Source organism: Methylobacterium aquaticum (genome assembly GCF_001043915.1).
Lineage (GTDB): Bacteria > Pseudomonadota > Alphaproteobacteria > Rhizobiales > Beijerinckiaceae > Methylobacterium > Methylobacterium aquaticum.
On record NZ_LABX01000028.1, the window covers coordinates 1 to 22,345 of the forward strand.

The window sequence follows — 22,345 nt, forward strand, 5'->3', positions numbered from 1 at the left end:
GGGGGGGGGGGGGGCGCGGGCGGGGGGCTCGGGCCGACCGCCCCGCCCGCGCCGCCCGCCTCGCCACCGCCGCCGCCGCCCGGACCCGGGCCCTGGCGGATCTGCCGGGGCCGGACATCGCGGCCGAGCTGGGTCGCGTCCTCGCCGAGGCGCGCAACCGCGAGGCCCTGGGGCGCCGGGTGATCGCCGCCGCCGCCGGTCTTGCGGCAGCGCGCGGCCGGTTGACGGCCCTGGCTGGCCTGCCGCCGGCCTCTCCGCTGCCGCGCGACACCGCGCAGGCCAGTGCCCACGCTGCCCGGCTGCGCCGCCTGGCCCGTGGCCTCGCCGCGGCGCAGGCGCGGGACGCGGCCTTGCGCGACCTGCCGGCGCCGCCCGCCCCGGTGCTCCGGCCGGACGCCGCCGCGACGGCGCGCCGCCTCGCCGAGATCGGCCGTCGCCTCGCCGAGGCCGAGGCCCGGACGGCGACAGCCCGCGACGGCCTCGCCGCGGCGGAGACCGAGATGGCGGCGGTGCTGGCCTCGACCGGCGGGCGCTGCCCGGCCTGCGGCGCGCCGGCGGCACCGGCCTCGCTCCTCGCCGGCCACCGCCACGCCGCGCCGGGTGAGGCGGCATGATCCTCGGACGCGAGCGGCTCGACGCCGCGCCGGTGGGTTGCGCCGGTCTCCTCGTCATCGGCGATCCGCACGTGTCGTCCCGCCGGCCGGGCCGGCGCAAGGATCCCGACTGGCCGGCGCCGGTGCTGGCCAAGCTCGAGCATTGCGTGGTGCTCGCCAATAGCCGCGACCTCGCGCCCCTGCTCCTCGGCGATTTATTCGAGCGGCCGGTGGAGCCGGACGAAAGCCTGAAGTCGCGCCTGATCCGCATCCTCAAGGGGTTCCGGCACCGCCCGGTCGCCAATGTCGGCAACCACGACATCCGCCACACCCGCCTGTCGGACGGCGACAGCCTGGCGATGCTGGCGGTGAGCGACGTGCTCGACGCGGTGCCGGAATCCGGCCCGGCGGCGCATTACCGGGCGGACGGGCGCCTGATCGGGCTGGGCGCCACGCCCTTCGGGCAGGCGATCCCGTCGGAGGCCCGGGGGCTCTTCTCCGGCGCCGAGTCCGTCGTCTGGCTCACCCATCACGACCTCGCCTTCGGGGCGGGCTATCCCGGCGCGGTGCCGCCTCAGGCGATCCGCGGCTGCGCGCTTGCGCTCAACGGCCACGTCCACAAGCGCCACGCGCCGGTGCGGATCGGCGACACGCTGTGGGTCAATCCGGGCACCGTCACACGCGGCTCGGTCGACCTGGTCGCCCATGTCCCGGCGGCCGTCGTGCTGTCGGGCGACCTCTCCTTGAGCGAGGAGCGCCTGCCCCACGTCGCGGACGTGTTCGACCTCACCGGCCGGCAGGTCGCGGCCGATGCATCGCCGGAGGCGATCGGCCGGGTCGAGAGCGCCTTCGTGTCCCTGCTCCAGGCCGAGACCGCCACCGACCTCGCGCGCAGCGACGACGGCGCCCTGATCCGCGAGGAGATCGAGGCGAAGTTTGTTCGCGATGAGACCCCGGAGCCGGTGCGGGCGGCGATCCGCTCGCTGGTCGCGGCAGCGGTGGCGAAGCGGGGTGCCTGACGGCAGCATGGACGACGCCCGACGGCGTCGTGCGACCGGACGTTGCCTCCGCCCTGCCGGCTGAGGAACGGGCTTCGGCGCCGGCGGCGACCCTGTTCAGCCCGCTTTCGCCGTCGCCTCCACCGGCTGTGCGAAATCGAGGTTGGTCGGCTCTGGGCGGATCCGGGCGAGGACCGTGGCCGCATCCTCGGGGGATGCTTCACGCAGCGAGAAGCCGCCGGCCCAGGCCCGCCCGCTGCCGCGGAGGTAGAATCCAAAATGGAGTGTTTCGGCCTCTTCCGGCACATCGAGCACAATGCGCCGCCCGGTCCAGCCCTGCGTGCCGGTGAGCGGTCCATCGACCGCCCGCTCCTCCATGTTGTCGAAGGCGACGCTCCGTCCGATCGCGGCGTCGGCTCGCAGCCACAGGGTCGCGGCACCGACGACGTCCTGCACACGCAGGTCGGCGCTGAGGCAGATCCGGCGGCCGCGGAACGGGCCGACCGCGATGCTCTGCATGAGGGTCGCGAATCCCTTCTCCATCACGGCGTAGGCTGGGTCGTCCTCGGCGTAGCGGCAGCGGATCAGCGCCGCCCGGCCGCCTTGATAGGGCGTCGTGGGATCGATCCCCATGTCGTAGAGGTGCGGCTTCGATCCGGAGACGCTCCAGCCGGCCGGACGCACCAACGCGGCATCCCGCGCCGGCTCCGCCGCCGCGCGCAGGCGGGCGGACAGGATGTTCCAATTGTCGTGGCCGAACTGGCGGGCGACGATCTCCAGGCACTCGCCGTGGGACAGGGCTGTACCCCGCCGGCCCAGTTCCTCGCGAAGGGTTTTCGCCATCGCCTTGGCGTCGCGACAGGTTCGCATGATCCCATCCCTGCTCGCGGGCAAACCAGCGGGATCAGTGCCTGCCTTGCTGACCGGTTCGCCCGACGGACGGGGAAGAACGGACGCGCGTCGCAACGATGCATTCACCGAACCCCGGACGGGGCGCAGGCGGCGGGCTGCATCGGCCCGGTCGCGAGGAAACGGCGAATCGGGTCGCAGCGTCAAGATGACGGTCTCAGAATCCGAACGGATCGGGATACGGCAACACCCGCCGCCGCACCGGCGTTTCCGGCAGGATCGGACGGCTGACATCCACCGCCACCAGCCCCTCGACGGCGAGCGCCAGCACGGCCGCGACGCCGTCCTGGGCGTTGATCGCCATCGCGGCACAGTCGACGAGGCGACCGGTGCCGCACTCGTCGAGATGGTGCAGGATCCGCACCCGGTCGCCGGCGGAGACGTGGGTGCGGCGGCAGGCCATGACCAGGCGCACCGTCGAAATCCGCGGCTCCGCCCGCAGGGTGGCGGCGCTCTCGATCACGAAGCGGCGGCCATCCTCGGCCACCACCGGCTCGCCCGCCACGTAGGCGGTGCGGAAGGGGTGCTGCCCGAGATCGCCATCGGCCACCACGTCGATCAGCAGGCCCGGCTCGTCGGTCCGCATCTGCTCGAAATCGGCGGCGTGCGCGACCGTCGCGTCGCCGAGCGTCAGCCGGACCGCACGGGGCGCGGCGCGCAGGCGCTCCACTGCCGGGTCGAGGGCCGCGATGGCGAGGAAATCCGCCACCAGGGCCGGACGCGGCACTGCCGGCAGGAGGACGGGGCCGCGCCGGGGAGCCGCGTACCGCACCGCGCTGCGGCGCTGGCCCGGGCGTTCGAGCAGGGTCGAGGGATCGAGGAGGGCGGGGGGGCTCATGCAGGGCTCCGGGGCCGGCGCCGTTCCGCCGACCTGCAAAGGTCTCAAGGTCTCGCGTTGAAGGAACATTTAGCGAACATATCTACCCGGGACAACGCCACTGCAATCGTCGCCGTGACGGATGGGCTGATCCGGTCGTGGGATCGTCTGCGCGTGGTGGCGGATGGGGTGAGGGTGCGACATCACCATCCTCGTCCGGGACCGTCTGATCTCGCGCCGGACTCGCAAAACCCCTCGCGCCGCCCGATCTCCCGTGATAGAGAACAAATGTGGAACAAGCCGATTCCCCGCCCGCCCGGAATCCGCTGTCAGCAGGTGAGATCGATCGCAATGAGCGCAACCACGGACAAGCAGATCGCGGACATCCTCGCCACCTACGGCGAGCCGCTGGCCGGCAATGTCTGGCGCGTGCAGGGCACCGCCGTGATCTACCACAAGGCCCTGGAGCGGATCGCCGTCCAGGCCCGCATCCGCTTCGACGCGCCGGTGATCGTGCGGGCCGAGCGGGACGAGGCGGTGATCCTGGTCACCGGCCACATGCCGGGCCCGAACGGCGACCGCACCGAGTGGTCGATCGGCGAGGCGTTGATCGGCGTCAATTACCGCGTCTCGGGCAAGCAGGCCGCTTACGTCTTCGCCATGGCGGAGAAGCGGGCCAAGGACCGGGTGATCCTCAAGCTCGCCGGCCTGCACGGCCTGCTCTATTCCGAGGACGAGGCCGACGAGTTCAAGGCGAGCCGGCCCGATCTGGTGGCGGTGGCTGCCGCGCGCAAGGCTGAGCCTGCGCGGGAGCCGCAAGCGTCCGAGCAGGCGGAGGCTGCGAACGACGCCGATGCGCCGCGGGCCGCAGAGGATCCGGGCCGCCCCGAGACGGATGCCGCATCGGAGGCGGAGTTGACCGCCCGCATCGATCAGGCGCAGTCGATCAACGCGGTGACCGACCTGATGCTCGCCCCCGAGACGCAAGCGGCGCTTGCCGCGATGCCGCCGGGCCTGCGCGACGAGGTCCGCGAGCACGCCAAGGCCCGGCTCGTGGCGCTCGGCTGGCCGGCGCGCAGCACCGCCAAGGCGCGCAAGGCCGCGGTGGCGTGAGCCGCCACGGCGCCGATCCGAGGGCCGTCTGCGCGCGGGCGGTCCGATCCCCTGGCTGATCCTTGGCCGATAAAGTCGCGCCTGACTGGATCGTGACCGGGGATGGCGGGCGTTCGCGCTTGCCGTGGCGTCTCCCGCACGCATGATCGCGCGCCGGTGCCAAGGCGCGCCCGGGACGGGAGGAGACGGAATGGCGACGAGCGACGACGTGCGGGCGGGCGGATCGACCGATCTCGAACAGCTCGACGGCCTGGTGATCCCGCCCTTCTCGCGGCGCGGCTTCGTGATGACGAGCCTGATGACCGGGCTGACGCTCGCCACAACCCGGGTCGAGGCGCAAGCCATCCACACCGACGAGGCCGGCATCGTCGCCGGCGAGGTGCGGATCCCCGTTGGCGACGGGCCGATGCCGGCCTACCGGGCGATGCCCCAGGGCGCCGGACCGTTCCCGATCGTCCTCGTGGTCGAGGAGATCTTCGGGGTTCACGACTACATCAAGGATATCTGTCGGCGCCTCGCCAAGGCCGGCTACACCGCCGTGGCGCCGGAACTCTTCGCCCGCCAGGGCGACGTCTCGACGATGACCGACGTGCAGCAGATCGTCCGCGAGGTGGTCTCCAAGACGCCGGACGCGCAGGTGATGGGCGACCTCGACGCCACCGCCGCCTGGGCGGCGGCGGAGGCCAAGGGCGATGCGGGCAAACTCGGCATCACCGGCTGGTGCCGGGGCGGCCGGACTGTGTGGCTCTACGCCGCCCATAGCGCCAGGCTGAAGGCGGGCGTCGCCTGGTACGGCAATTTCGGCGGCACCCGCACCGGCATCCAGCCGAAGACTGCCGCCGACGTGATCCCGGAGATCCGGGCGCCGATCCTCGGCCTCTACGGTGCCGCCGACACCGGCATTCCGGTCGCCGACGTCGAGGCGGCGCGCGCGGCGGCGAAGTCCGCCGGCAAGGAGGTCGAGATCGTGATCTTCCCGGACGCGCCGCACGGCTTCCACGCCGATTACCGGCCGAGCTACCGCAAGGGGCCGGCGGAGGACGGCTGGGGGCGGATGCTGGCGTGGTTCCGAAACCACGGCGTCGCCTGATCTCTCTTCGATGTTGCGGCGAGCCTTGCATCGCCGCAACACCTCGGAAAGGATGAACACAGGGCTCCGGGAGCTATGCAACCAGTGAGCCGCAAGCTCGTTCCCTGCACATGACCGAGTCCAGCGCCGCCGCGAAGACACAGCCCGTGATCCTGGTCGTCGAGGACGAACCGGAGGAGCGTTTCCTCGCGGCCACGCTGCTGGAGGAAACCGGCTTCCGCGTCATCGAGGCCGAGACCGCCGAGAAGGCCCTCGCCATCCTGCGCGAGCGGGGCGACGAGGTGAACGTCGTCTTCTCGGACGTGCGGACCCCGGGCCAGATCGGCGGCTTCGAGCTGGCGCGGATCATCGGCGTCACATGGCCGCGGGTCCACGTCCTGCTCACTTCCGGCGATGCCGGCGACCAGCCGAGCGACCTGCGGATGTCGGCCACCTTCATCCCCAAGCCCTGGCGGGCCCTCGACATCCTCACCTTGGTCGAACAGGCCGCCGGCTACCACACCGGCGGCGCCGCAAGCGATGCATGCTAGGGCGATGGCCCGGGAAATGTCAGCTTCGAGGCTCCCAGCAAGGTAGACGCCCGCGATTGGGTTGCGGGGACATCGATCTGACCGTGTTCGAGCTGGAACGTGGCGATCGGTGCCTGTGATGATCGATGCCCTTTCCGAAAAGGGTGGGGCCTCGAGACTGTCTGGCGTTGGTGGCAGGTGGACGGCGAGTATGATGCTACGCCACCCGCTTGACCCACGTGCGCGTGAGCATGACTGGTCGAAAGCCAAGGTTCGCGTACAAGTGGCGAGCGCGCGTTTCGACGCGCGCGCCGAGAAAAACGATCGTGCAGCCATCAGCGTATAATTGATCGGAAAAGGTGCATATCATCGCGGAGGCGATGCCTCTGCCACGCTATGCCGGCAATGGGTACAGATCTTCGATGATGCCAGCGCCCCTCGGCCCTGGCGCGAACGAGCCATAGCCAACCGCGACCCCCTCCACGATTGTCAGATGAAACCGGCAGGCTGGCGCCTTTGCACGGTAGCCCGCCACCACTCCTTCACTGACCTCACGGGACATGACGGCATTCCCCGTCCGAAGTCCTTCTCTATGGTCTTGCCAGACCAGATTGGCGACTGTTGTCCAGTCATCATCCGATGCGGCAGGTCGAGTTTCAACATATGCGCTTGTGCGGACAGGGCCGCGCAGGGCCATCTGGATGATGGCGGGCTGCTCTTCAAAACCGTCGAGGGCCAGGCGAGCGACGAACGCCTCGGGGGTGAACGGGTCGGTATGCACCACCCGCCAGTCACTGTGCGTCAGGTGGAGGTCCAGCGCGTCGAGGACCTCCTCGATCTCGCGGTCGGTCGCTGCCGACACGGCATCGGCATGGTTCGCGTCCCAGACGTTGAGATGCGACGCATCAGCGATGAGTCGAGCATGTGGCAACGACCGCACCTCATGCCCAAGTTCCCGGTGCCAGCGCGAGGTCTCGATGATGGCGTGCAGATCGGTCATTCTGCGCGTCTCTCAGAACGCGATGTCCGCGATCGAGCCTCGGCAGTCCTTCGCAGGGCCAGGCGACTTGGGTTTTGCCCTCACCCTCACCTCACCTCGAAGAGTCCGTCGACCTCGACGCTCGCATTGGCCGGCAGGCTGGCGACGCCGATCGCCGTGCGGGCGTGGCGCCCCGCCTCGCCGAACAGCTCGGCCATCAGGTCGGAGGCGCCGTTGACTGCCTTCGGCACGTCGGGCCAGCCCGGCTCGACCTGCACGAAGCCGCCGAGGCGGTGGCACCGCACCACTCGGTCGAGGTCGCCGTCGAGGGCGAGGCTCAAGGAGGCCAGCAGGTTGAGCGCGCAGATCCGGGCCGCTTGCTGACCGGTCGCGATGTCGGTCACCGGGCCGGTGAAGCGGACATCGCCCTCCCATTCGCAGATCTGCCCGGCGAGCCACAGGGTCGAGCCGATGCGCGAGAACGGCAGGAAGGCGCCGCGGGGCTCCGGCACGCGCGGCAGCACGAGGCCGAGGGCGGCGAGGCGGCGGGCGGGCTCGCCGCGAAGGGGGGGAGCTTGGCTCATGGCGCGATGGCTCGGTGTCCCGGGACTCAATAGGTGCGCGCGCCGGGGATCGGCGGCGGCACGACGAAGACCCCGCCGGAGGCGGGCGGGGGGGCGATCGACGGCCCGTAGGGCGAGGGGCCGTAGCGATCGTAACGATCGTACCGGTCGTAGCGGTCCGCCCGGGACCGGTCGTCCCGCCAGCGGCCTTCCGCGTCGCGGCGGTCGCGATCGTCGCGGCGGCGCGGCATGATCTCGTCCGGATCGCGCCGATCGATATCCCGCCGGTCGCTGTCCCGGGGACCGCCGTCGTCGCCGAAGCGCGGGCCGGAGCCGCGGCGGCCGTCATCGTCACGGGGGCTGCGCCGAGCGGTCGGGCGGTCATCGTCCCATTGCGCCACGGCCGGACAGGCGGAGAGGCCGGCGAGCAGGGCCGCGGCGAGCAGGAATCTCATCGGCAGGCAGTCCTTCGAGGCGAATCAGGCGACGGTCTGGTCGTCGCCCGCCGTATACTCTCGCCACAGCAGCACCAAGGCCGCCATCACCGCCGGCCCCAGGAACAGGCCGAGGAGGCCGAAGCTCTCGACGCCGCCCAGGATGCCGAGCAGCACCCAGAGGAAGGGCAGGCGGGTGGCGCCGCCGATCAGGACCGGGCGGACGAAGTGGTCGGCCACGAAGGTGACGACGAGGCCGGCCACCGCGACGACGATCGCCGCGGTGACGCTGCCCTGCACGGCGGCGAGCAAAGCCGCGAGGCCGAAGGCCACGGGAGCCCCGAACGGAATCATCGCGGCGAGCGCCGTGGCGGCGCCGAGCAGAACCGGATGCGGCACGCCGGCGAAGACGTAGACGACGCCAAGCAAAAAGCCTTCGCCGAGGCCGACCAGCACCAGCCCGTCGACGGTGCCGTGGACCGAGGCCACCATCTGGCGCGCCACCCGCTCGCCCCGCGGGCCGAACAGGCGGCGGGCTGCCGAAAGCCCTTGCGCCGCCAGGGCCGGCCCATCGCGGAAGAGGAAGAACAGGGCGAGCAGCGTGAAGCCGAACAGCATCGCCCGGTGGACGATCTGGCTGCCGAAGGTGCGCCCGAACCCGACCAGCGACGAGTGGTTGATCGACTGGTCGACGCGCTTCAAGACCTCGGACGAGCCCTGCGGATGGCTCAGGTTCGCCTGCCACCAGGCCGAGACCTGCGCCGCCCCGACGGGCAGGCGGGCGACGAAATCCGGCACCGGCCAGCCCTGCTCCTCGATCTGGCGCCAGAACGCCACCGCGTCCTGCGCCTCCCGCGCCGCCTGAATCGCCACCACGATCAGCGGCACCAGGATCACCAGGGCGACCGCCAGGGTGAGGAGGGCCGGCCACAGGAGGTTGTGCCGGCCCGGCGGCTTGATCCGCACCAGCCGCTCGCGCAAGGGCCAGAGGGCGATCGCCAGGATCACCGCCCAGACGAGGGCCGGCAGGAAGGGATGCAGGACCCACAGGCCGAGGGCGCCGAGCGCCACGACGAGCGCCACGCGGGCGAAGGCAGAGCTGCCGGTTGCGGGCGGCGGCGGAGCCAGCGGAGCGGCGGCGGGGCCAGGGCCGGTCGGGGGCCTTACGTGTTCCATGCCGGTGTCATCCTTCCCGCGTCGCCGCAGGCGCGTCATCCGGCTGAGCTAGGGCAGGGCACGCCTGATGGAAACGCCGTGCGGTTGCCGGCCCGCCCCCCCTCGTGTATGCGGGCCCCTCGACCGGGCCCTGCCCGGCGGACCCGTTTCGGGTAGGCGGTTTTGTGGCCGGGGCGCGGGCGGTGCCCGGAGGTCGCGCCGTTCGAGCCTAGACCTCAGCAGGAAGACGGCTGCACGTCCATGTCCGACACCTTCGACCGCGTCGCCACCATCATCGCCGACGTCGCCGATATCCCGCGCGAGACGATCACGCCGGAGAGCCACGCCATCGACGATCTGGGCATCGACAGCCTGGCCTTCCTCGACATCGCCTTCGAGATCGACAAGACCTTCGGGATCAAGCTGCCTCTGGAGCAGTGGACCCAGGAGGTCAACGAGGGCAAGGTTCCGGCCGAGCAGTATTTCGTGCTGAAGAACCTCTGCGAGCGCATCGACGGCCTGGTGGCCGAAAAGGCCGCCAAGGTCTGAACCGGGTTTAGGCGGCCGCCGGGATGCGCCTCGAATATTTCGACATGATCGACCGGGTCGTGAGCCTCGACCGTGCCGAAGGGCGCATCGCGGCCCGCGCCACCGTGCCGGACGCGAGCCCGGTCTTCGAGGGGCACTTTCCCGGCCACCCCCTGGTGCCCGGCGTGCTCCTCACCGAGACGATGGCGCAAGCCTCCGGCTACCTGCTGCTCGCCCGTGCGTCGTTCAGCCACATGCCGTTTCTGATGGGCGTCGACAAGGCGCGCTTCCGCACCTTCGTCGGCCCCGGGGCCGTGCTGGAGGTCGAGGCGAGCCTGGAGCATGACGGCTCGGGCTACGCCGTGACGAAGGCGGCGATCCAGTCCGACGGCAAGCTGATCTGCAACGCCGACTTGCGGTTCCGGACCATGCCGTTCCCCGAGGGGCTCGGCGCGCTGATGCGCGAGCGGACCGCCCGGATCGGCCTCCTCGACGGAGCGGAGTCATGACCGGACCGGTCCCCACGCGACCCGTCGTGGTCACGGGCCTCGGGCTCGTCTCCTGCGCGGGCGAGGGCGTCGCGGCGCATCTCGCCGCCTGCCGGGCCGGGGCGACGCCCCGCACCGATGCCGCGACCTTCGCACCCTATCCGGTCCACCCGGTCGCGCCGCTCACCCTCGACGGGCAGATCCCCAAAAAGTCGGATCAGCGGCAGATGGAGCCGTGGCAGCGGCTCGGCGTCTACGCCGCCGGCCTCGCCCTCGATGCGGCGGGGGCCAAGGCGGATGCGGCGCTCAAGGCGGCCATGCACCTCGTCGTGGCGGCGGGCGGCGGCGAGCGCGACTACGCGGTGGACGGCCAGATCCTCACCGGGCTGCGCAACGCGGCCGATCCCGGCGCCTACCTCAACGAGCGCCTGCTGAACGACCTGCGGCCGACGCTCTTCCTCGCCCAGCTCTCGAACCTGCTCGCCGGCAACATCGCCATCGTGCACGGGGTCACGGGTGCCTCGCGCACCTTCATGGGCGAGGAATCGAGCGGGGTCGATGCGCTGCGCATCGCTCAAGGGCGCATCGCTGCCGGTCAGCTCGACATCGTCCTCGTCGGCGGCTCCTACAATGCCGAGCGGGCCGACGTGCTGCTGATCCACGAGATGGGCGGGTATCTCACCAAGCCCGATTACCGCCCGGTCTTCGCCCGCGGCGACGCCCCCGGTTTCATCCTTGGCTCCGGCGCCGCCTTCCTGGTGCTGGAGGCCGAGGCGCACGCCGAGGCGCGCGGCGCCCGGCCGCTCGCCCGGCTCGACGCGGTGGCGAGCGACCGCACCAAGCGCCGCGACGGCAGCGTCGCCGCGAGCCTGACGGGCCTCTGGCGGCGGGCCGGCCTCACCTCGCCCGACGTCGTGATCTCGGCCGCCACCGGCTGCGGCGGCATCACCGCCGAGGAGCAGGACGCGCTGGCGGCCCTCGCACCGCAGGCACCGGTCCGGGCGCTCGGCGATCTGACCGGCCACATGCTGGAGGCCGCCGCGCCGTTCGGGGCCGCCCTCGCGGCGGCTCTCGTGGCGGCCGGAGAGGCGCGCGAGGTCGCCGTCACGACGGTCGGCCATCGCCGCGGCGAGGGCGTGCTGCGCCTCACTACCGCAGGGGAAGGCCGATGAGCCGCGACCACGACGCGATGGGCCGTCCCCTGGTGGCGGTCACCGGCCTCGGTGTGGTGACCTCGCTCGGCCAGGGGGTCGCCGACAACTGGGCCGCCCTGACCGCGGGGCGGTCGGGAATCCACACCATCACCCGCTTCCCGACCGCGGGCCTGCGCACCCGCATCGCCGGCACGGTGGACTTCATCGCCGCCGACCCGATGGTGGCGCCGCTCCTCTCCCAGCTTTTCGCCGAGGCCGCCGCCGAGGAAGCGATCGGGCAGGCGGGTCTCTCGGGCGATTTCCCGGGCGCCCTGTTCATGGCGGTGCCGCCGGTGGAGATCGAGTGGCCGCAGCGCCAAGCGCTCGCGGAGGCTGCCGCGCCGAACGGCGACGTGACCTATGCCGACCTGCTGCGGGCGGCAGGCACCCGGCGCTTCGACGACTGGCACGACCTGTTCATCTTCGGCACGGTGGCCGACCGCATCGCCGACCGCTTCGGCACCAGAGGCTCGCCGATCTCGCTCTCGACCGCCTGCTCGTCGGGCGCGACCGCGATCCAGCTCGGCGTCGAGGCGATCCGTCGCGGCGAGGTCGAGGCGGCGTTGTGCATCGGCACCGACGGCTCGGTGAACCCGGAATCGCTGATCCGGTTCTCACTGCTCTCCGCCCTCTCGACCCAGAACGACCCGCCGGAATCCGCCTCCAAGCCCTTCGCCAGGAACCGCGACGGCTTCGTGATGGGCGAGGGCGCCGCCGCCCTGGTGCTGGAAAGCGCCGCGAGCGCGCGGGCCCGGGGTGCCCGCATCCTCGGCTACGTGCTGGGCTGCGGCGAGAAGGGCGACGGCTTCCACCGCACCCGCTCGAGCCCCGACGGCGCGCCGGTCGTCGCGGCGATCCGGGCCGCCCTCGACGATGCCGGGCTATCGCCCGACCGGATCGACACCGTGAACGCCCACGGCACCGGCACGCCGGAGAACGACAAGATGGAGGCGATGGGCTGCCTCGCGGTGTTCGGCGAGCGGATGCGCTCGGTGCCGATCTCGTCCAACAAGTCGATGATCGGCCATACGCTCACCGCCGCCGGCGCGGTCGAGGCGGCGTTCTCGCTGCTGACCATCGCGCATGGCCGGGTGCCCCCGACCCTGAACTATGCCGTGCCCGATCCGGCGATCCCCCTCGACGTGGTGACCACCGCCCGGGACGTGCCGGTAACGACCGTCCTCTCCAATTCCTTCGGCTTCGGCGGACAGAATACCTGCCTGGTGTTCGGGGCGGAGCCGGCATGATGGCCGCCGTGCACAACCGGCGGGTCCTCGTCACCGGGGGCGGACGGGGCTTGGGGGCCGCGATCGTGCGGGCGCTGGCCGTCTCCGGCCACGATGTCGACTTCACCTATCGCGGCTCGCGGGAGGCGGCCGAGGCGTTGGCGCTGGAGCTGGCCGTCCTCTACCCCGAGCAGCGGATTCGGCCCCACGCCCTCGACCTGTCGGACAAGGCGGCCCTCGACGATTTCTGCGCCGTGATGGAGGGCGAGGGACTCTTCGGCCTCGTCCACAATGCCGGCCAGCCCTGCGACAGCCTCGCGGCGGTGCTCGACCAGGACCGGGCGGAAGCCGCGATGCAGGTCAATTTCTGGTCGCTCACCCGCCTCGCCAAGGCGCTGGTGCGGCCGATGACCCGGGCCAAGGCAGGGCGCATCGTGGCGATCGGTTCGGTGGCGGCGCTCCGGGCCAATCCGGGCAACGCCGCCTATGCGGCGAGCAAGGGCGCGCTGATCGCCTATTGCCGCACCCTCGCCATCGAATCGGCCCGCCGCGGCGTCACCGTGAACGTGGTGGCTCCGGGCTTCATCGACACCGACATGATGGCGCCCTATGCCGCCCACCGCGCCGGGATGGAGAAGCAGATCCCGGCCGGGCGCTTCGCCGCGCCGGCGGAGGTGGCCGATCTCGTCGCATTCCTGGTGAGCCCCGCGGCCGGCTACATCACCGGCACCGTGCTGCCGGTGGATGGTGGCCTCACCGCGATGATGGGTATCCATCGCACCTGACGAACCGGAACCATGCGGCCCTCCTTCCTGCGCGCCGTCGCGGCGGCTTTCCTCCTCGGTCCTGCGTCCGTCCAGGCGCAGGATGTCGGCCGCCAGGAATTCGGGCGCCAGGAATTCGGGCGACTGGAATTCTTCCGGGTCGAGGGGCTGCCCCCCGGCGATACGCTCAGCATCCGCGAGGCGCCGGACGCCGACTCCGCGGCCCTCGGGCAGGCCCCGCCCCGCGGCCGCCTGCGCGGCTTCGGCTGCACCAACGACACCCCGAGCGGCTTGACCTGGTGCCGGGTGAAGTTCGGCCCGGTCGTCGGGTGGGCGCGGCGGCGGTACCTGACGCCGGAGTGATATCAACGGCCGAAGATGCTGACGCATCCGGCCGTTGACCCAATCTCGAATTTTCGATGGCAAGCCAGAGGCTTGGCGAAAATTCGCGAACGGCACCAAAGGTCGATTTCAACGACCTTTGGTATGAGGGGTGCGTTGTCGTCCCTGGCCCCTCGGGTTAAGTCCGGCTGATACGACGGCGCAGGATCCCCTCTCCCGAGTGGGAGAGGGGGGTGGGGGTGAAGGTGGCTCGTTTCAGAACCTGGCACGGAACGCCGCGCGGGCAGCTCGACGCGAGGGGTTCATTCTGAGCCGGCTCCACCCTCGCCCCTGACCCCTCTCCCACTCGGGGGAGGGGAACCCGCGCCAGCCTCGCGATGATCGCGCCTGCGCCCCGGGTCGCGTCCGCGAGACCGTCCCGCGAGACACGATAGGACCCTGATGAAAGCCCTCCAGCTCTTCGGTGATCGCGACCTGCGCCTGACCGAGGTTCCCGATCTGGATGCCCCCGGCCCCGGCGAGGTGCAGATCCGGGTCCGCGCCGTCGGCCTGAACTTCATCGACGTGTGGGGTTTCCGCGGCATGGCCTTCGCCAAGCGCAAGCTGCCGCTCACCGTCGGGGCCGAGGCGGCCGGCGAGATCGCGGCGCTTGGCGAGGGCGTCGAGGGATTGAAGGTCGGCGACACGGTCGCGCCCTACGGTGCGCTCACCTGCGGCCGATGCCGGGCCTGCCGCGAGGGCCGCGACAACCTCTGCGAGGAGGTCGGCGGCGTGCTCGGCTTCCACGTCGATGGCTTCGCCCGGGAATACGTCAACCTGCCGGCGCGTCTCGTCGTGCGGGTTCCCGACTCCGTCAGCTTCACCGATGCCGCCTGCGCGCCGGTCGCCTTCGGCACGGTGCAGCACATGCTGTTCGACAACGCCAGGCTCGAACCCGGCGAGACGATCCTGGTCCATGCCGGCGGATCGGGCATCGGCACGACCGCGATCAAGATGGCGAAGGCGATCGGCTGCACGGTGTTCACCACCGTGGGCGACGATGCCAAGGGCGAGAAGGCGAAGGCGCTGGGCGCCGACCACGTCATCAACTACCGCACCGAACGCTTTGAGGGCGAGGTCCGCAAGGCCACCAAGCGCAAGGGCGTCGACGTGGTGTTCGAGCATGTCGGGCCCGAGACCTGGAACGGCTCGCTCCTCTGCCTCAAGCGCGGCGGGCGGCTGGTCACCTGCGGGTCGACCTCCGGCGTCTCCACCACCATGAACCTGATGCAGCTGTTCCAGCAGCAATACCGCATCACCGGCTCGTTCGGCTGCCGCATCGCCAACATCCGCGACGCCCTCGACAAGATGGCGGGCGGGATGACCCCGGTGATCGATACCGTCCTGCCACTCGGCGAGTTTGCCCAAGGGCTGGAGCGGCTCGAATCGCGCAAGGTGTTCGGCAAGATCCTGGTCACGCTCTGACGCCCACGGTCGCACAGGAAGGACGGGGGCATCGCGCTCGCACTCTTGCGCAAACGCATCCGGCGCGAGAAGAGGCGAGGGGCCGGGTCGAAAGACCAGCCTGATCCCTCGCCCCTGCCGCGTCTCCTGCCCGGATTGCTTCGTGAGATCATCGTGCTGCGCCTGAAGCTGAGGCTCTACCGTGCCCTGTCCCGCCTCGCCGGCCTGCCCATGGTCTTCCTGGTCCGCGCCCTGTTCGCGCTCGCCCGCCGGCTCGGGCCGAGCCGGGCCGCGGCGGCGGGGGCGGCGATCGCCCGGGCGGTCGGGCCGCGGCTGCCCTCGCACCGCACGGCGCTGAGGAACCTGCGCCAGTCCTTCCCGGAGAGGAGCGAGGCGGAGATCGCCGCCATCGCCCTCGGCTCCTGGGACAATCTCGGCCGTACCGGCGCCGAATACGCCCATCTCGCCGCGATCTTCGACTACGACCCCGATGCCGCGACGCCGGGGCGGATCGAGGTCGAGGGCATTGAGCACTTCTTCGCCTTGCGCGACGACGGCAAGCCGGGGCTGATCTTCTCGGCCCATCTCGGCAACTGGGAGCTGCCAGCGATCTGCGCCGCCCGGTTCGGCCTGGAGGCGAGCGCGGTGTTTCGCCCGCCCAACAGCCCGGCCGCGGCGCAACTGGTGCAGGAGGTGCGCCGCGCCACCATGGGCGGCCTGACCGCGGCCGGGCCCGGCGCCGCGTTCAAGATGCAGGGGGTGGTGGAGCGTGGCGGCCATCTCGGCATGCTGGTGGACCAGCACTTCACCCGCGGGGTGGTGGTGGATTTTCTCGGGCATCCGGCGCTCGTGAACCCGCTGCTCGGCAAGCTCGCCCGGCACTACGATTGCCCGGTTCACGGTGTGCGGGTGATCCGGCTGCCGGGCGACCGCTTCCGCCTCGAACTGACGCCCGCCCTCGACCTTCCGCGCGATGCGAGCGGCGCCATCGACGTGCAGGGTGCCATGCAGGCGATGACCGACGTGATCGCCGCCTGGGTGCGCGACCGGCCCGAGCAGTGGCTGTGGATGCACCGGCGCTGGCGTCCGGCGATGCTGCCCCGTGCCGGCACCGCCCCTGTGCCGGCCGCGCCGATCCCGCGATCCCAAGCCTCAAGCTAACGTGACTTCTCTCCGCCACCCGGCCGGGTGTTGATGGCCGCATAACGCCCGCACTCTCCCTCCGCCTGCTCGCCGGCCTGTTCCCGGCCTGGCTCGGCCTTCTCGGGGCGGCGCGCGCCGAGGATGTGCCGCCGCGGGCGGTGGTCGAGCTGTTCACCAGCCAGGGCTGCTCCGCCTGCCCGCCGGCAGACCGGCTGGTCAACGAACTGGCGCGCGATCCGGGCGTGATCGCCCTGACCCTGCCGGTGACCTATTGGGACTATCTCGGCTGGAAGGACACGCTCGCCAGCACCTCGTTCACCGCCCGCCAGCGCGCCTATGCGAGCATGCGCGGCGACCGGCAGGTCTTCACCCCCCAGGCGGTGGTGAACGGGGCTGCGACCGTGGTGGGTTCCGATCGGGCGGCCCTGGAACGCAGCATCCGCGATCCCGGCACCGCCGCGAGCCTGCCGGTGCCGATTCGCAGCGAGGTCGATCCCGACCGCATCGTGATCGATGTCGGGCCGGCCCCCGAGGCCGGCCGCACCGCCGAGCTGTGGCTGCTGCCCGTCGCCCGTGCCCGCGAGGTCGCGATCGGCCGGGGGGAGAACCGCGGCCGCACCGTCACCTACCGCAACGTGGTGCGGGGCATGCACCATGTCGGTTCCTGGCGCGGCGCGCCGGCGCATTACGAGGTGCCCCGCACGGCCCTGGCCGAGGCCGACGCCGATTCCTACGTCGTGGTGCTCCAGGCCGAGAATAACGGGCCCGGGCGGATTCTCGGGGCGGCCAAGGGACCCGGCCTGTGACGGCCATGCCTGCGCGGACGTCGCGGTGAGGCATCGCCGCATCCCGGACTGCGCCCCGAGAGATGCGCGCGAGACGGTTTGCCCGTGAGGCCGCGGACCGGGAGCGGCCCGGTCGTGTAGGATGACCACCCGACGACCGAGCGGTCCGGGCAGCCGGACCGACAAGACTCGGGCACCAGGAGGAGACGCGCGTGACCGGCCCGACGGACATCCCAGCCTATACCTTGCCCGAGCGCAACCGCCGTGTGCTCCTCGCCCGGCGGCCGACCGGCATCCCGCAACCCGACGATTTCAGCCTCGACGCCGTCCCGGTGCCCGAGCCGGGCCCCGGCGAGATCCTGGTGCGCAACCTCTATCTCTCGGTCGATCCGGCCCAGCGCGGCTGGGCGAGTGCCGAAGCCAACTATTCCCAGCCCGTGCCCCTCGGCGGCGTGATGCGGGCGCTGGCGGTGGGGGTCGTGGTGCGCTCCAACGCACCGGACGTCGCCGAGGGCGAGTTCCTCTACGGCTGGTTCGGCTGGCAGGATTACGCCGCCGTGCCGGTCTCGGCGATCTTCCGCCGCTGCACGGAGCCGGTCCCGCTCTCGGCCCATGCGGGCCTGCTCGGCCTCAACGGGCTCACCGCCTATCTCGGTTTCGTCGAACTCGGACGGCCTCTGCCGGGTGAGACGGTGCTGGTCTCGACCGCCGCGGGCGCGGTCGGCAGCCTCGTCGGCCAGATCGCCCGCATTCTCGGCTGCCACCCGCTCGGGCTGACCGGGGACGACGCCAAGGTCGCCCGCTGCCGCGACGCCTACGGCTACGCCGCCGCCTGGAATTATCGCACCGAGGACTGGGCCGCCGCTCTGGCCCGCGAAGCGCCGGAGGGGGTGAACGTCTATTTCGACAATGTCGGCGGGCCGATCCTCGACGCCGCATTGCGCCGGATGGCGGTCGGCGGCCGGATCGTCCAGTGCGGCACTGCCTCGGTGGCGAACTGGGCCGAGACGCCGACCGGACCTCGCGTCGAGCGCGAGATCCTCACCCGGCGCCTCGTCTGGAGCGGCTTCGTCGTGCTCGACCACAAGGCGCGGTTCGAGGAGGCGATCACGGCTCTGGCCGGCTGGTACGCCGAAGGCCGCATCACCCTCGACGAGGACGTCTCCAAGGGCATCGAGGGCGCCCCCGGGGCGATCGCCTCGCTCTACCGCGGCGAGAACCGCGGCAAGCGCCTCATTGTCGTGGGCTAAGTATCCCCGGGTGCGAGTGGGTCAGTCGACCCACTCGCCCCGGCGCATCAGCGGCTCGGACCGGCCGTCGGCCGTCACGCCGTCGACGTCGACCTCGGCCGAGCCGATCATCCAGTCGATGTGGATCAGGCTGCGGTTGGCGCCGCGCGCGGCCAGATCCTGCTCGCTCAGGCCCGCGCCGCCATCCCGGAAGCACTTGCTGTAGGCCTGGCCCAGGGCGATGTGGCTCGCGGCGTTCTCGTCGTACAGGGTGTTGCAGAACAGGAGCCCCGAGGCCGAGATCGGCGAGGAGGCCGGCACCAGCGCGACCTCGCCGAGGCGGCGCGCGCCCTCGTCGGTGTCGATGACCTTCGCCAGCACGTCGCCGCCTGTGCGGGCCGAGGCTTCGACGATGCGGCCTTCCTCGAAGCGCACCGCGATCCCGTCGATCAGGGTGCCCTGGTAGGACAGGGGCTTGGTCGCGCTGACATGGCCGTGCACCCGCATCTTGTGCGGCGTGGTGAAGACCTCCTCGGTCGGGATGTTGGCGTTGCAGACGATCCCGTTCTTCGCCGTGGCTGCACCCCCGCACCATTCGTGGTCGTCGGCGAGGCCGACGGTCAGGTCGGTGCCGGGCCCACGGACATGCAGGGCGGCGTAGCGGCGGGCGTTGAGGGTAGCGGTGCGGTCGCGCAACGCCCGGTTATGGGCCTCCCAGGCGCCGACCGGATCCGGCCCGTCGACCCGCGAGGCGGCAAAGATCGCGTCCCACAGGCGCGCGACGGCCTGATCCTCGGGCAGGTCCGGGAAGACCGTGCGGGCCCAGGCCGGAGTCGCCGCCGAGACGATGGTCCAGTTGGTGGCGAAGTTGGCGATCTGCTCGAGCGCCGGCATGTACGCCTTGGACCGGGCGCGGTTGGCACGCGCCACCTTGTCGGGGTTCTGGCCCGCGAGCAGCGAAGGGTCGTCGCCCGAGATGGCGAGGCGGGCCGCGCCGCCGCGATAGGCGCTCGCCATGCCCTCGTAGAGCCAGCCGGCGGCCTTATCGAAGGCGTCGTCGTGGCCGTGCTCGAAGCGTGCCAACGTCGCCTGGTCGTCGGCGAGCAGCGTCGTCACCACCGAGGCGCCGGCCTTGTAGGCATGGACCGTGATGCGGCGGGCCAGCGGCAGCGCCTCGAGGGGCGCCGTCATCACCAGTTCCTGCCCGGGCCGGAGCCCGAGCCCGACCCTCACGGCGACCTCGGCGAGCCGGTCGAGGCGGGCGTCGTGCGTGCTCATGTGACAATCGTCTCCCTGCGGATGGTGACGCCGATATCAGTGGAGTCTCACACCACCCGCGTCCAGGCGATCCCGCCGAGATCCTCCCGGAAGGCGAAGCGGGCGAGGTGCTCGGCCACCACGCCCTGCATCCGGGTGAGCGTCTCCAGGTCCGGCGCCTCGACGCGCAGGGTCAGGCCGTCCGGATCGGCCTCCGCCGTGAAGCGGCGGTCCTCTCCGAACGGCACCACGCCGCGTTCCGGCGTGAAGGTCGTCTCGGGGAATTTGTGGCTCCAATGCTTGCACAGCTGGGTCAGGTAGCGGCTGCCATTCTGTGTGTCGATGCGGGCTTGCGCCGCCAGGGTGACGGGCTCGCTCACGCCGCCTCTCCCGCCTGTTGCAGGGCCGACCAGATCGCCTGCGGGGTCGCCGGCATGTTGATGTGGCGGATGCCGCGGGGTCGCAGGGCATCGACGAGGGCGTTCATGACGGAGGGCAGAGAGCCCGCGCACCCGGCCTCGCCGCAGCCCTTCACCCCGAGCGGGTTGGTGGTGGCCGGCACCGCGTGGCTCTCGAAGCCCATGAACGGCGCGTCGGAGGCCCGCGGCAGGCAGTAATCCATGAACGAGCCGGTCACGAGCTGGCCCTGCTCGTCATAGGCGGTGCGCTCCATCAGCGCCTGGCCGATCCCCTGCACCACCCCGCCATGGAGCTGGCCCTCGACCAGCATCGGGTTCACCAGCGTGCCGAAATCGTTGACGGTGGTGTAGCGCACCACCGTCGCGACCCCGGTCTCGGGGTCGACCTCGACCTCGGCGACGTGGCAGCCATTCGGGAAGGCCGAGGGGGAGTCCTTGTGGGTGTGGGCGACGTCGAGGCTCCTGGGCGCCGACGGGTCTGGCAGCCCGGCCCGCACCTTGGCGGCCAGTTCCAGGAGACCGATGCCCCGGTCGGTGCCCGCGATGGTGAAGCGGCCGTCGCGGAACTCGATGTCGGCGGGTCCGGCTTCCAGCACCGCGGCGGCGGCCTCGCGGCCCTTGGCGATCACGAGGTCGCCGGCTTCGACGAGTGCCGTGCCGCTCGCCATCAGCGACTTCGACCCACCGGTGCCGCCGCCGGCGATGAGCTGGTCGCTGTCGCCCTGGACGAGCCGGACCCGGTCGACTGGAATGCCGAGACGGTCGTGCAGGATCTGGGCGAAGGGCGTGAGGTGGCCCTGGCCGTAATCGAGGGTTCCGGTGACGATCGTCACCGTGCCGTCGGCCTCGAAGCGGATCCCGCCCATCTCGTTGGTCGGCGGCGCGGTGATCTCGAGATAATCGCCGATGCCGATGCCCCGGAGCTTGCCCCTGGCCTCGCTCTCGGCGCGCCGGCCGGCGAACCCGTCCCAGTCGGCGGCCGTCAGCGCCCGGTCGAGCACGGCCGGGAAATCGCCGCTGTCGTAGGTCAGGCCGGACGGGGCCCGGTACGGCATGTCGGCCGGGCGGATGTGGTTGCGGCGGCGTAGACTCACCCGGTCGTGCCCGGTCTCGGCGGCGGCGGTGTCGATCAGGCGCTCGATGAAGTAGTTGCCCTCGGGCCGGCCGGCGCCCCGATAGGCGCCGATCGGCGTGGTGTTGCTGAACAGGCATTCCACCTCCACGTCGAAGACGGGGGTGCGGTACACGCCCACCATGTTGCGGGCGATGTTGACGGTCTGGAACAGGGGCGAGAGCGGGTTGAGATAGGCCCCCATATTGGCCCGGCCCTTGACCCGGAAGGCCAGGAAGCGGCCCTCCGCATCGAGCGCGAGGTCCGCCGTCACCGCGACGTCGCGGCCGTGATGGTCGGACAGGAAGCTCTCGGAGCGCAGGTCGGTCCACTTCACCGGCCGGCCGAGGCGCTTGGCGGCTTCCAGCAGCGGCAGATACTCGGGATAGATCGGCGCCTTCATGCCGAAGGAGCCGCCGACATTCCCGGTGAGCACCCGCACCTTGTCGCGGGGCAGCTTCAGCACGCCCTCGGCGAGGGCGTTGCGCAGGCCGAACACGCCCTGCGAGCCGACATGCAGGGTGAAGCGGCCGTCCTCCGGCTCGTAGACGCCGATGGCGGAGCGCGGCTCCATCGGGTTGATGACGAGGCGGTTGTTGAGGAGATCGAGGGAGGCGATGTGGGCGGCCTCGGCAAAAGCCGCCTCGGTCGCCGCCCGGTCACCGGTGTGGAAATCGAGGGCGAGGTTGCCGGGTGCGTCGTCGTGGAGGAGGGGGGCGCCCGCGGCGGCGGCCTCGTCGGGGGTCGTGACGACGGGCAGGTCCTCGATGTCGAGCGCCACGGCCTCGGCGGCGTCGCGGGCTTCGGCCAGGGTCTCGGCCACCACCAGGGCGACCGGCTCGCCGACATAGCGCACCCGGTCGATGCTCAGCGAAGGGTGGGCCGGCTTGCGCATCGGCGTGCCGTCCTGGTTCTTGAACGGCAGGCCGTTGCTGATCGTCCCATACTGGTCGAGATCGGCGGCGGTGATGACCGCCAGGACGCCCGGCATGGCGAGCACCGGCCCGGCATCGATGCCCCGCAGATGGCCGTGGGCGACCGGGCTGCGCACGAACACCCCGTAAGCCTGGCCCTCCAGGGCGATGTCGTCGGTGTAGCGGCCCTCGCCCCGCACCAGCACCGGGTCCTCGGCCCGCTTCACCGGCTGGCCGATGCCGAATTTCTGCGGAGTGGCGAAGTCGCTGGCGTCGGGACGGGCGTTCATGCCGGGGGCTCTCCGGGAGTCTCGTGCGCTTGAGCTATCAACTCGGGCGCGCC

The 22,345-nt window shown here is 71.5% G+C and carries 24 protein-coding genes and 1 pseudogene; 15 read left to right on the top strand and 10 right to left on the bottom strand.

Going from position 1 to position 22,345, the window contains the following annotated elements:
• Positions 1–614: pseudogene (locus tag VP06_RS36980) on the top strand (AAA family ATPase); the annotation flags it as partial.
• Complete coding sequence (locus tag VP06_RS03405; RefSeq protein ID WP_048462440.1) at positions 611–1,612, top strand: hypothetical protein; 1,002 nt, start codon at positions 611–613, stop codon at positions 1,610–1,612. The pseudogene VP06_RS36980 and the gene VP06_RS03405, both read left to right, overlap by 4 nt.
• 96 nt (positions 1,613–1,708) lie before the next feature.
• Here the strand turns inward: VP06_RS03405 and VP06_RS38890 are convergent, their stop codons facing one another.
• Together VP06_RS38890 and VP06_RS03415 are read right to left on the bottom strand one after the other, a co-directional pair.
• Positions 1,709–2,461, bottom strand: a complete 753-nt coding sequence (locus tag VP06_RS38890) for a glyoxalase superfamily protein (RefSeq protein ID WP_048462441.1) — start codon at positions 2,459–2,461, stop codon at positions 1,709–1,711.
• Positions 2,462–2,657: 196 nt separating this feature from the next.
• Positions 2,658–3,338 carry a hypothetical protein gene (locus VP06_RS03415; protein ID WP_048462442.1) on the bottom strand — a complete coding sequence of 227 codons (681 nt, stop codon included), beginning with the start codon at positions 3,336–3,338 and terminating at the stop codon, positions 2,658–2,660.
• A 330-nt stretch (positions 3,339–3,668) separates the two neighbouring features.
• On the opposite strand from VP06_RS03415, the gene VP06_RS03420 reads away from it, so the two are divergent.
• From VP06_RS03420 to VP06_RS03430, 3 genes are all read left to right on the top strand, one after another.
• A complete protein-coding gene (locus tag VP06_RS03420; protein ID WP_048462443.1) occupies positions 3,669–4,430 on the top strand; it encodes a hypothetical protein in 762 nt (253 codons plus the stop codon).
• A gap of 190 nt (positions 4,431–4,620) precedes the next feature.
• Positions 4,621–5,520 (top strand): dienelactone hydrolase family protein, encoded by a 900-nt coding sequence (locus tag VP06_RS03425; RefSeq protein WP_048462444.1) that lies wholly within the window; start codon positions 4,621–4,623, stop codon positions 5,518–5,520.
• Positions 5,521–5,630: 110 nt separating this feature from the next.
• Positions 5,631–6,050 (top strand): response regulator, encoded by a 420-nt coding sequence (locus VP06_RS03430; protein ID WP_048462445.1) that lies wholly within the window; start codon positions 5,631–5,633, stop codon positions 6,048–6,050.
• Positions 6,051–6,246: 196 nt separating this feature from the next.
• On the opposite strand, the gene VP06_RS38895 is transcribed toward VP06_RS03430, so the two are convergent.
• The 5 genes from VP06_RS38895 to VP06_RS03450 all read right to left on the bottom strand — a co-directional run bounded on the left by VP06_RS38895 (position 6,247) and on the right by VP06_RS03450 (position 9,181).
• The gene (locus tag VP06_RS38895; RefSeq protein WP_425350881.1) at positions 6,247–6,411 is read right to left on the bottom strand and encodes an N-acetyltransferase; all 165 of its coding nucleotides are present in this window, start codon (positions 6,409–6,411) and stop codon (positions 6,247–6,249) included.
• Positions 6,412–6,423: 12 nt separating this feature from the next.
• The gene (locus tag VP06_RS03435) at positions 6,424–7,029 is read right to left on the bottom strand and encodes a hypothetical protein (protein ID WP_048462446.1); all 606 of its coding nucleotides are present in this window, start codon (positions 7,027–7,029) and stop codon (positions 6,424–6,426) included.
• A gap of 86 nt (positions 7,030–7,115) precedes the next feature.
• Positions 7,116–7,592 (bottom strand): RidA family protein, encoded by a 477-nt coding sequence (locus tag VP06_RS03440; protein WP_048462447.1) that lies wholly within the window; start codon positions 7,590–7,592, stop codon positions 7,116–7,118.
• Positions 7,593–7,618: 26 nt separating this feature from the next.
• Complete coding sequence (locus VP06_RS03445) at positions 7,619–8,026, bottom strand: hypothetical protein (protein WP_048462448.1); 408 nt, start codon at positions 8,024–8,026, stop codon at positions 7,619–7,621.
• Positions 8,027–8,050: 24 nt separating this feature from the next.
• Positions 8,051–9,181 (bottom strand): AI-2E family transporter, encoded by a 1,131-nt coding sequence (locus VP06_RS03450; protein WP_082167140.1) that lies wholly within the window; start codon positions 9,179–9,181, stop codon positions 8,051–8,053.
• A gap of 240 nt (positions 9,182–9,421) precedes the next feature.
• Here VP06_RS03450 and VP06_RS03455 point away from each other — a divergent pair, with 240 nt between their 5' ends.
• The 10 genes from VP06_RS03455 to VP06_RS03500 all read left to right on the top strand — a co-directional run bounded on the left by VP06_RS03455 (position 9,422) and on the right by VP06_RS03500 (position 18,322).
• A complete protein-coding gene (locus tag VP06_RS03455; protein WP_048462449.1) occupies positions 9,422–9,709 on the top strand; it encodes an acyl carrier protein in 288 nt (95 codons plus the stop codon).
• Between the two features lie 23 nt (positions 9,710–9,732).
• Positions 9,733–10,197: a 3-hydroxyacyl-ACP dehydratase FabZ family protein gene (locus VP06_RS03460; protein ID WP_048462450.1), complete on the top strand. Its 465-nt coding sequence runs from the start codon at positions 9,733–9,735 to the stop codon at positions 10,195–10,197.
• Positions 10,194–11,348 (top strand): beta-ketoacyl-ACP synthase, encoded by a 1,155-nt coding sequence (locus VP06_RS03465; protein ID WP_048462451.1) that lies wholly within the window; start codon positions 10,194–10,196, stop codon positions 11,346–11,348. Before VP06_RS03460 ends, VP06_RS03465 begins: the two co-directional genes overlap by 4 nt.
• A complete protein-coding gene (locus VP06_RS03470; RefSeq protein ID WP_048462452.1) occupies positions 11,345–12,616 on the top strand; it encodes a beta-ketoacyl-ACP synthase in 1,272 nt (423 codons plus the stop codon). Before VP06_RS03465 ends, VP06_RS03470 begins: the two co-directional genes overlap by 4 nt.
• Positions 12,613–13,380 carry an SDR family oxidoreductase gene (locus tag VP06_RS03475; protein ID WP_048462453.1) on the top strand — a complete coding sequence of 256 codons (768 nt, stop codon included), beginning with the start codon at positions 12,613–12,615 and terminating at the stop codon, positions 13,378–13,380. The genes VP06_RS03470 and VP06_RS03475 overlap by 4 nt, the downstream gene beginning before the upstream one ends.
• A 12-nt stretch (positions 13,381–13,392) precedes the next feature.
• Positions 13,393–13,722: an SH3 domain-containing protein gene (locus VP06_RS03480; protein ID WP_048462454.1), complete on the top strand. Its 330-nt coding sequence runs from the start codon at positions 13,393–13,395 to the stop codon at positions 13,720–13,722.
• Between the two features lie 420 nt (positions 13,723–14,142).
• Complete coding sequence (locus VP06_RS03485) at positions 14,143–15,165, top strand: zinc-binding dehydrogenase (protein ID WP_048462455.1); 1,023 nt, start codon at positions 14,143–14,145, stop codon at positions 15,163–15,165.
• 153 nt (positions 15,166–15,318) lie between these two features.
• Positions 15,319–16,305 (top strand): lipid A biosynthesis lauroyl acyltransferase, encoded by a 987-nt coding sequence (locus VP06_RS03490; protein ID WP_048462470.1) that lies wholly within the window; start codon positions 15,319–15,321, stop codon positions 16,303–16,305.
• Positions 16,306–16,370: 65 nt separating this feature from the next.
• On the top strand, positions 16,371–17,093 hold the full coding sequence (locus VP06_RS03495; protein WP_156295435.1) for a DUF1223 domain-containing protein: 723 nt from the start codon (positions 16,371–16,373) through the stop codon (positions 17,091–17,093).
• A 191-nt stretch (positions 17,094–17,284) separates the two neighbouring features.
• A complete protein-coding gene (locus VP06_RS03500) occupies positions 17,285–18,322 on the top strand; it encodes an NADP-dependent oxidoreductase (protein WP_197093121.1) in 1,038 nt (345 codons plus the stop codon).
• A 21-nt stretch (positions 18,323–18,343) separates the two neighbouring features.
• Here VP06_RS03500 and VP06_RS03505 read toward each other — a convergent pair whose 3' ends face one another.
• Genes VP06_RS03505 through VP06_RS03515 form a run of 3 tightly spaced genes read right to left on the bottom strand, consistent with a single transcriptional unit; the run spans position 18,344 to position 22,292 of the window.
• Positions 18,344–19,579: an aminopeptidase gene (locus tag VP06_RS03505; protein WP_048462457.1), complete on the bottom strand. Its 1,236-nt coding sequence runs from the start codon at positions 19,577–19,579 to the stop codon at positions 18,344–18,346.
• A 47-nt stretch (positions 19,580–19,626) separates the two neighbouring features.
• The gene (locus tag VP06_RS03510) at positions 19,627–19,938 is read right to left on the bottom strand and encodes a DUF2218 domain-containing protein (RefSeq protein ID WP_048462458.1); all 312 of its coding nucleotides are present in this window, start codon (positions 19,936–19,938) and stop codon (positions 19,627–19,629) included.
• Entirely contained in the window at positions 19,935–22,292 is a 2,358-nt protein-coding gene (locus VP06_RS03515; RefSeq protein ID WP_048462459.1) for a xanthine dehydrogenase family protein molybdopterin-binding subunit, read from the bottom strand. The genes VP06_RS03510 and VP06_RS03515 overlap by 4 nt, the downstream gene beginning before the upstream one ends.
• Positions 22,293–22,345 lie beyond the last annotated feature (53 nt).

Coding starts and splice junctions, on each gene's coding strand:
- VP06_RS03405 (WP_048462440.1), top strand. CDS start 611: ATGATCCTCGGACGCGAGCGGCTCGACGCCGCGCCGGTGGGTTGCGCC.
- VP06_RS38890 (WP_048462441.1), bottom strand. CDS start 2,461: ATGCGAACCTGTCGCGACGCCAAGGCGATGGCGAAAACCCTTCGCGAG.
- VP06_RS03415 (WP_048462442.1), bottom strand. CDS start 3,338: ATGAGCCCCCCCGCCCTCCTCGATCCCTCGACCCTGCTCGAACGCCCG.
- VP06_RS03420 (WP_048462443.1), top strand. CDS start 3,669: ATGAGCGCAACCACGGACAAGCAGATCGCGGACATCCTCGCCACCTAC.
- VP06_RS03425 (WP_048462444.1), top strand. CDS start 4,621: ATGGCGACGAGCGACGACGTGCGGGCGGGCGGATCGACCGATCTCGAA.
- VP06_RS03430 (WP_048462445.1), top strand. CDS start 5,631: ATGACCGAGTCCAGCGCCGCCGCGAAGACACAGCCCGTGATCCTGGTC.
- VP06_RS03435 (WP_048462446.1), bottom strand. CDS start 7,029: ATGACCGATCTGCACGCCATCATCGAGACCTCGCGCTGGCACCGGGAA.
- VP06_RS03440 (WP_048462447.1), bottom strand. CDS start 7,592: ATGAGCCAAGCTCCCCCCCTTCGCGGCGAGCCCGCCCGCCGCCTCGCC.
- VP06_RS03445 (WP_048462448.1), bottom strand. CDS start 8,026: ATGAGATTCCTGCTCGCCGCGGCCCTGCTCGCCGGCCTCTCCGCCTGT.
- VP06_RS03450 (WP_082167140.1), bottom strand. CDS start 9,181: ATGGAACACGTAAGGCCCCCGACCGGCCCTGGCCCCGCCGCCGCTCCG.
- VP06_RS03455 (WP_048462449.1), top strand. CDS start 9,422: ATGTCCGACACCTTCGACCGCGTCGCCACCATCATCGCCGACGTCGCC.
- VP06_RS03460 (WP_048462450.1), top strand. CDS start 9,733: ATGCGCCTCGAATATTTCGACATGATCGACCGGGTCGTGAGCCTCGAC.
- VP06_RS03465 (WP_048462451.1), top strand. CDS start 10,194: ATGACCGGACCGGTCCCCACGCGACCCGTCGTGGTCACGGGCCTCGGG.
- VP06_RS03470 (WP_048462452.1), top strand. CDS start 11,345: ATGAGCCGCGACCACGACGCGATGGGCCGTCCCCTGGTGGCGGTCACC.
- VP06_RS03475 (WP_048462453.1), top strand. CDS start 12,613: ATGATGGCCGCCGTGCACAACCGGCGGGTCCTCGTCACCGGGGGCGGA.
- VP06_RS03480 (WP_048462454.1), top strand. CDS start 13,393: ATGCGGCCCTCCTTCCTGCGCGCCGTCGCGGCGGCTTTCCTCCTCGGT.
- VP06_RS03485 (WP_048462455.1), top strand. CDS start 14,143: ATGAAAGCCCTCCAGCTCTTCGGTGATCGCGACCTGCGCCTGACCGAG.
- VP06_RS03505 (WP_048462457.1), bottom strand. CDS start 19,579: ATGAGCACGCACGACGCCCGCCTCGACCGGCTCGCCGAGGTCGCCGTG.
- VP06_RS03515 (WP_048462459.1), bottom strand. CDS start 22,292: ATGAACGCCCGTCCCGACGCCAGCGACTTCGCCACTCCGCAGAAATTC.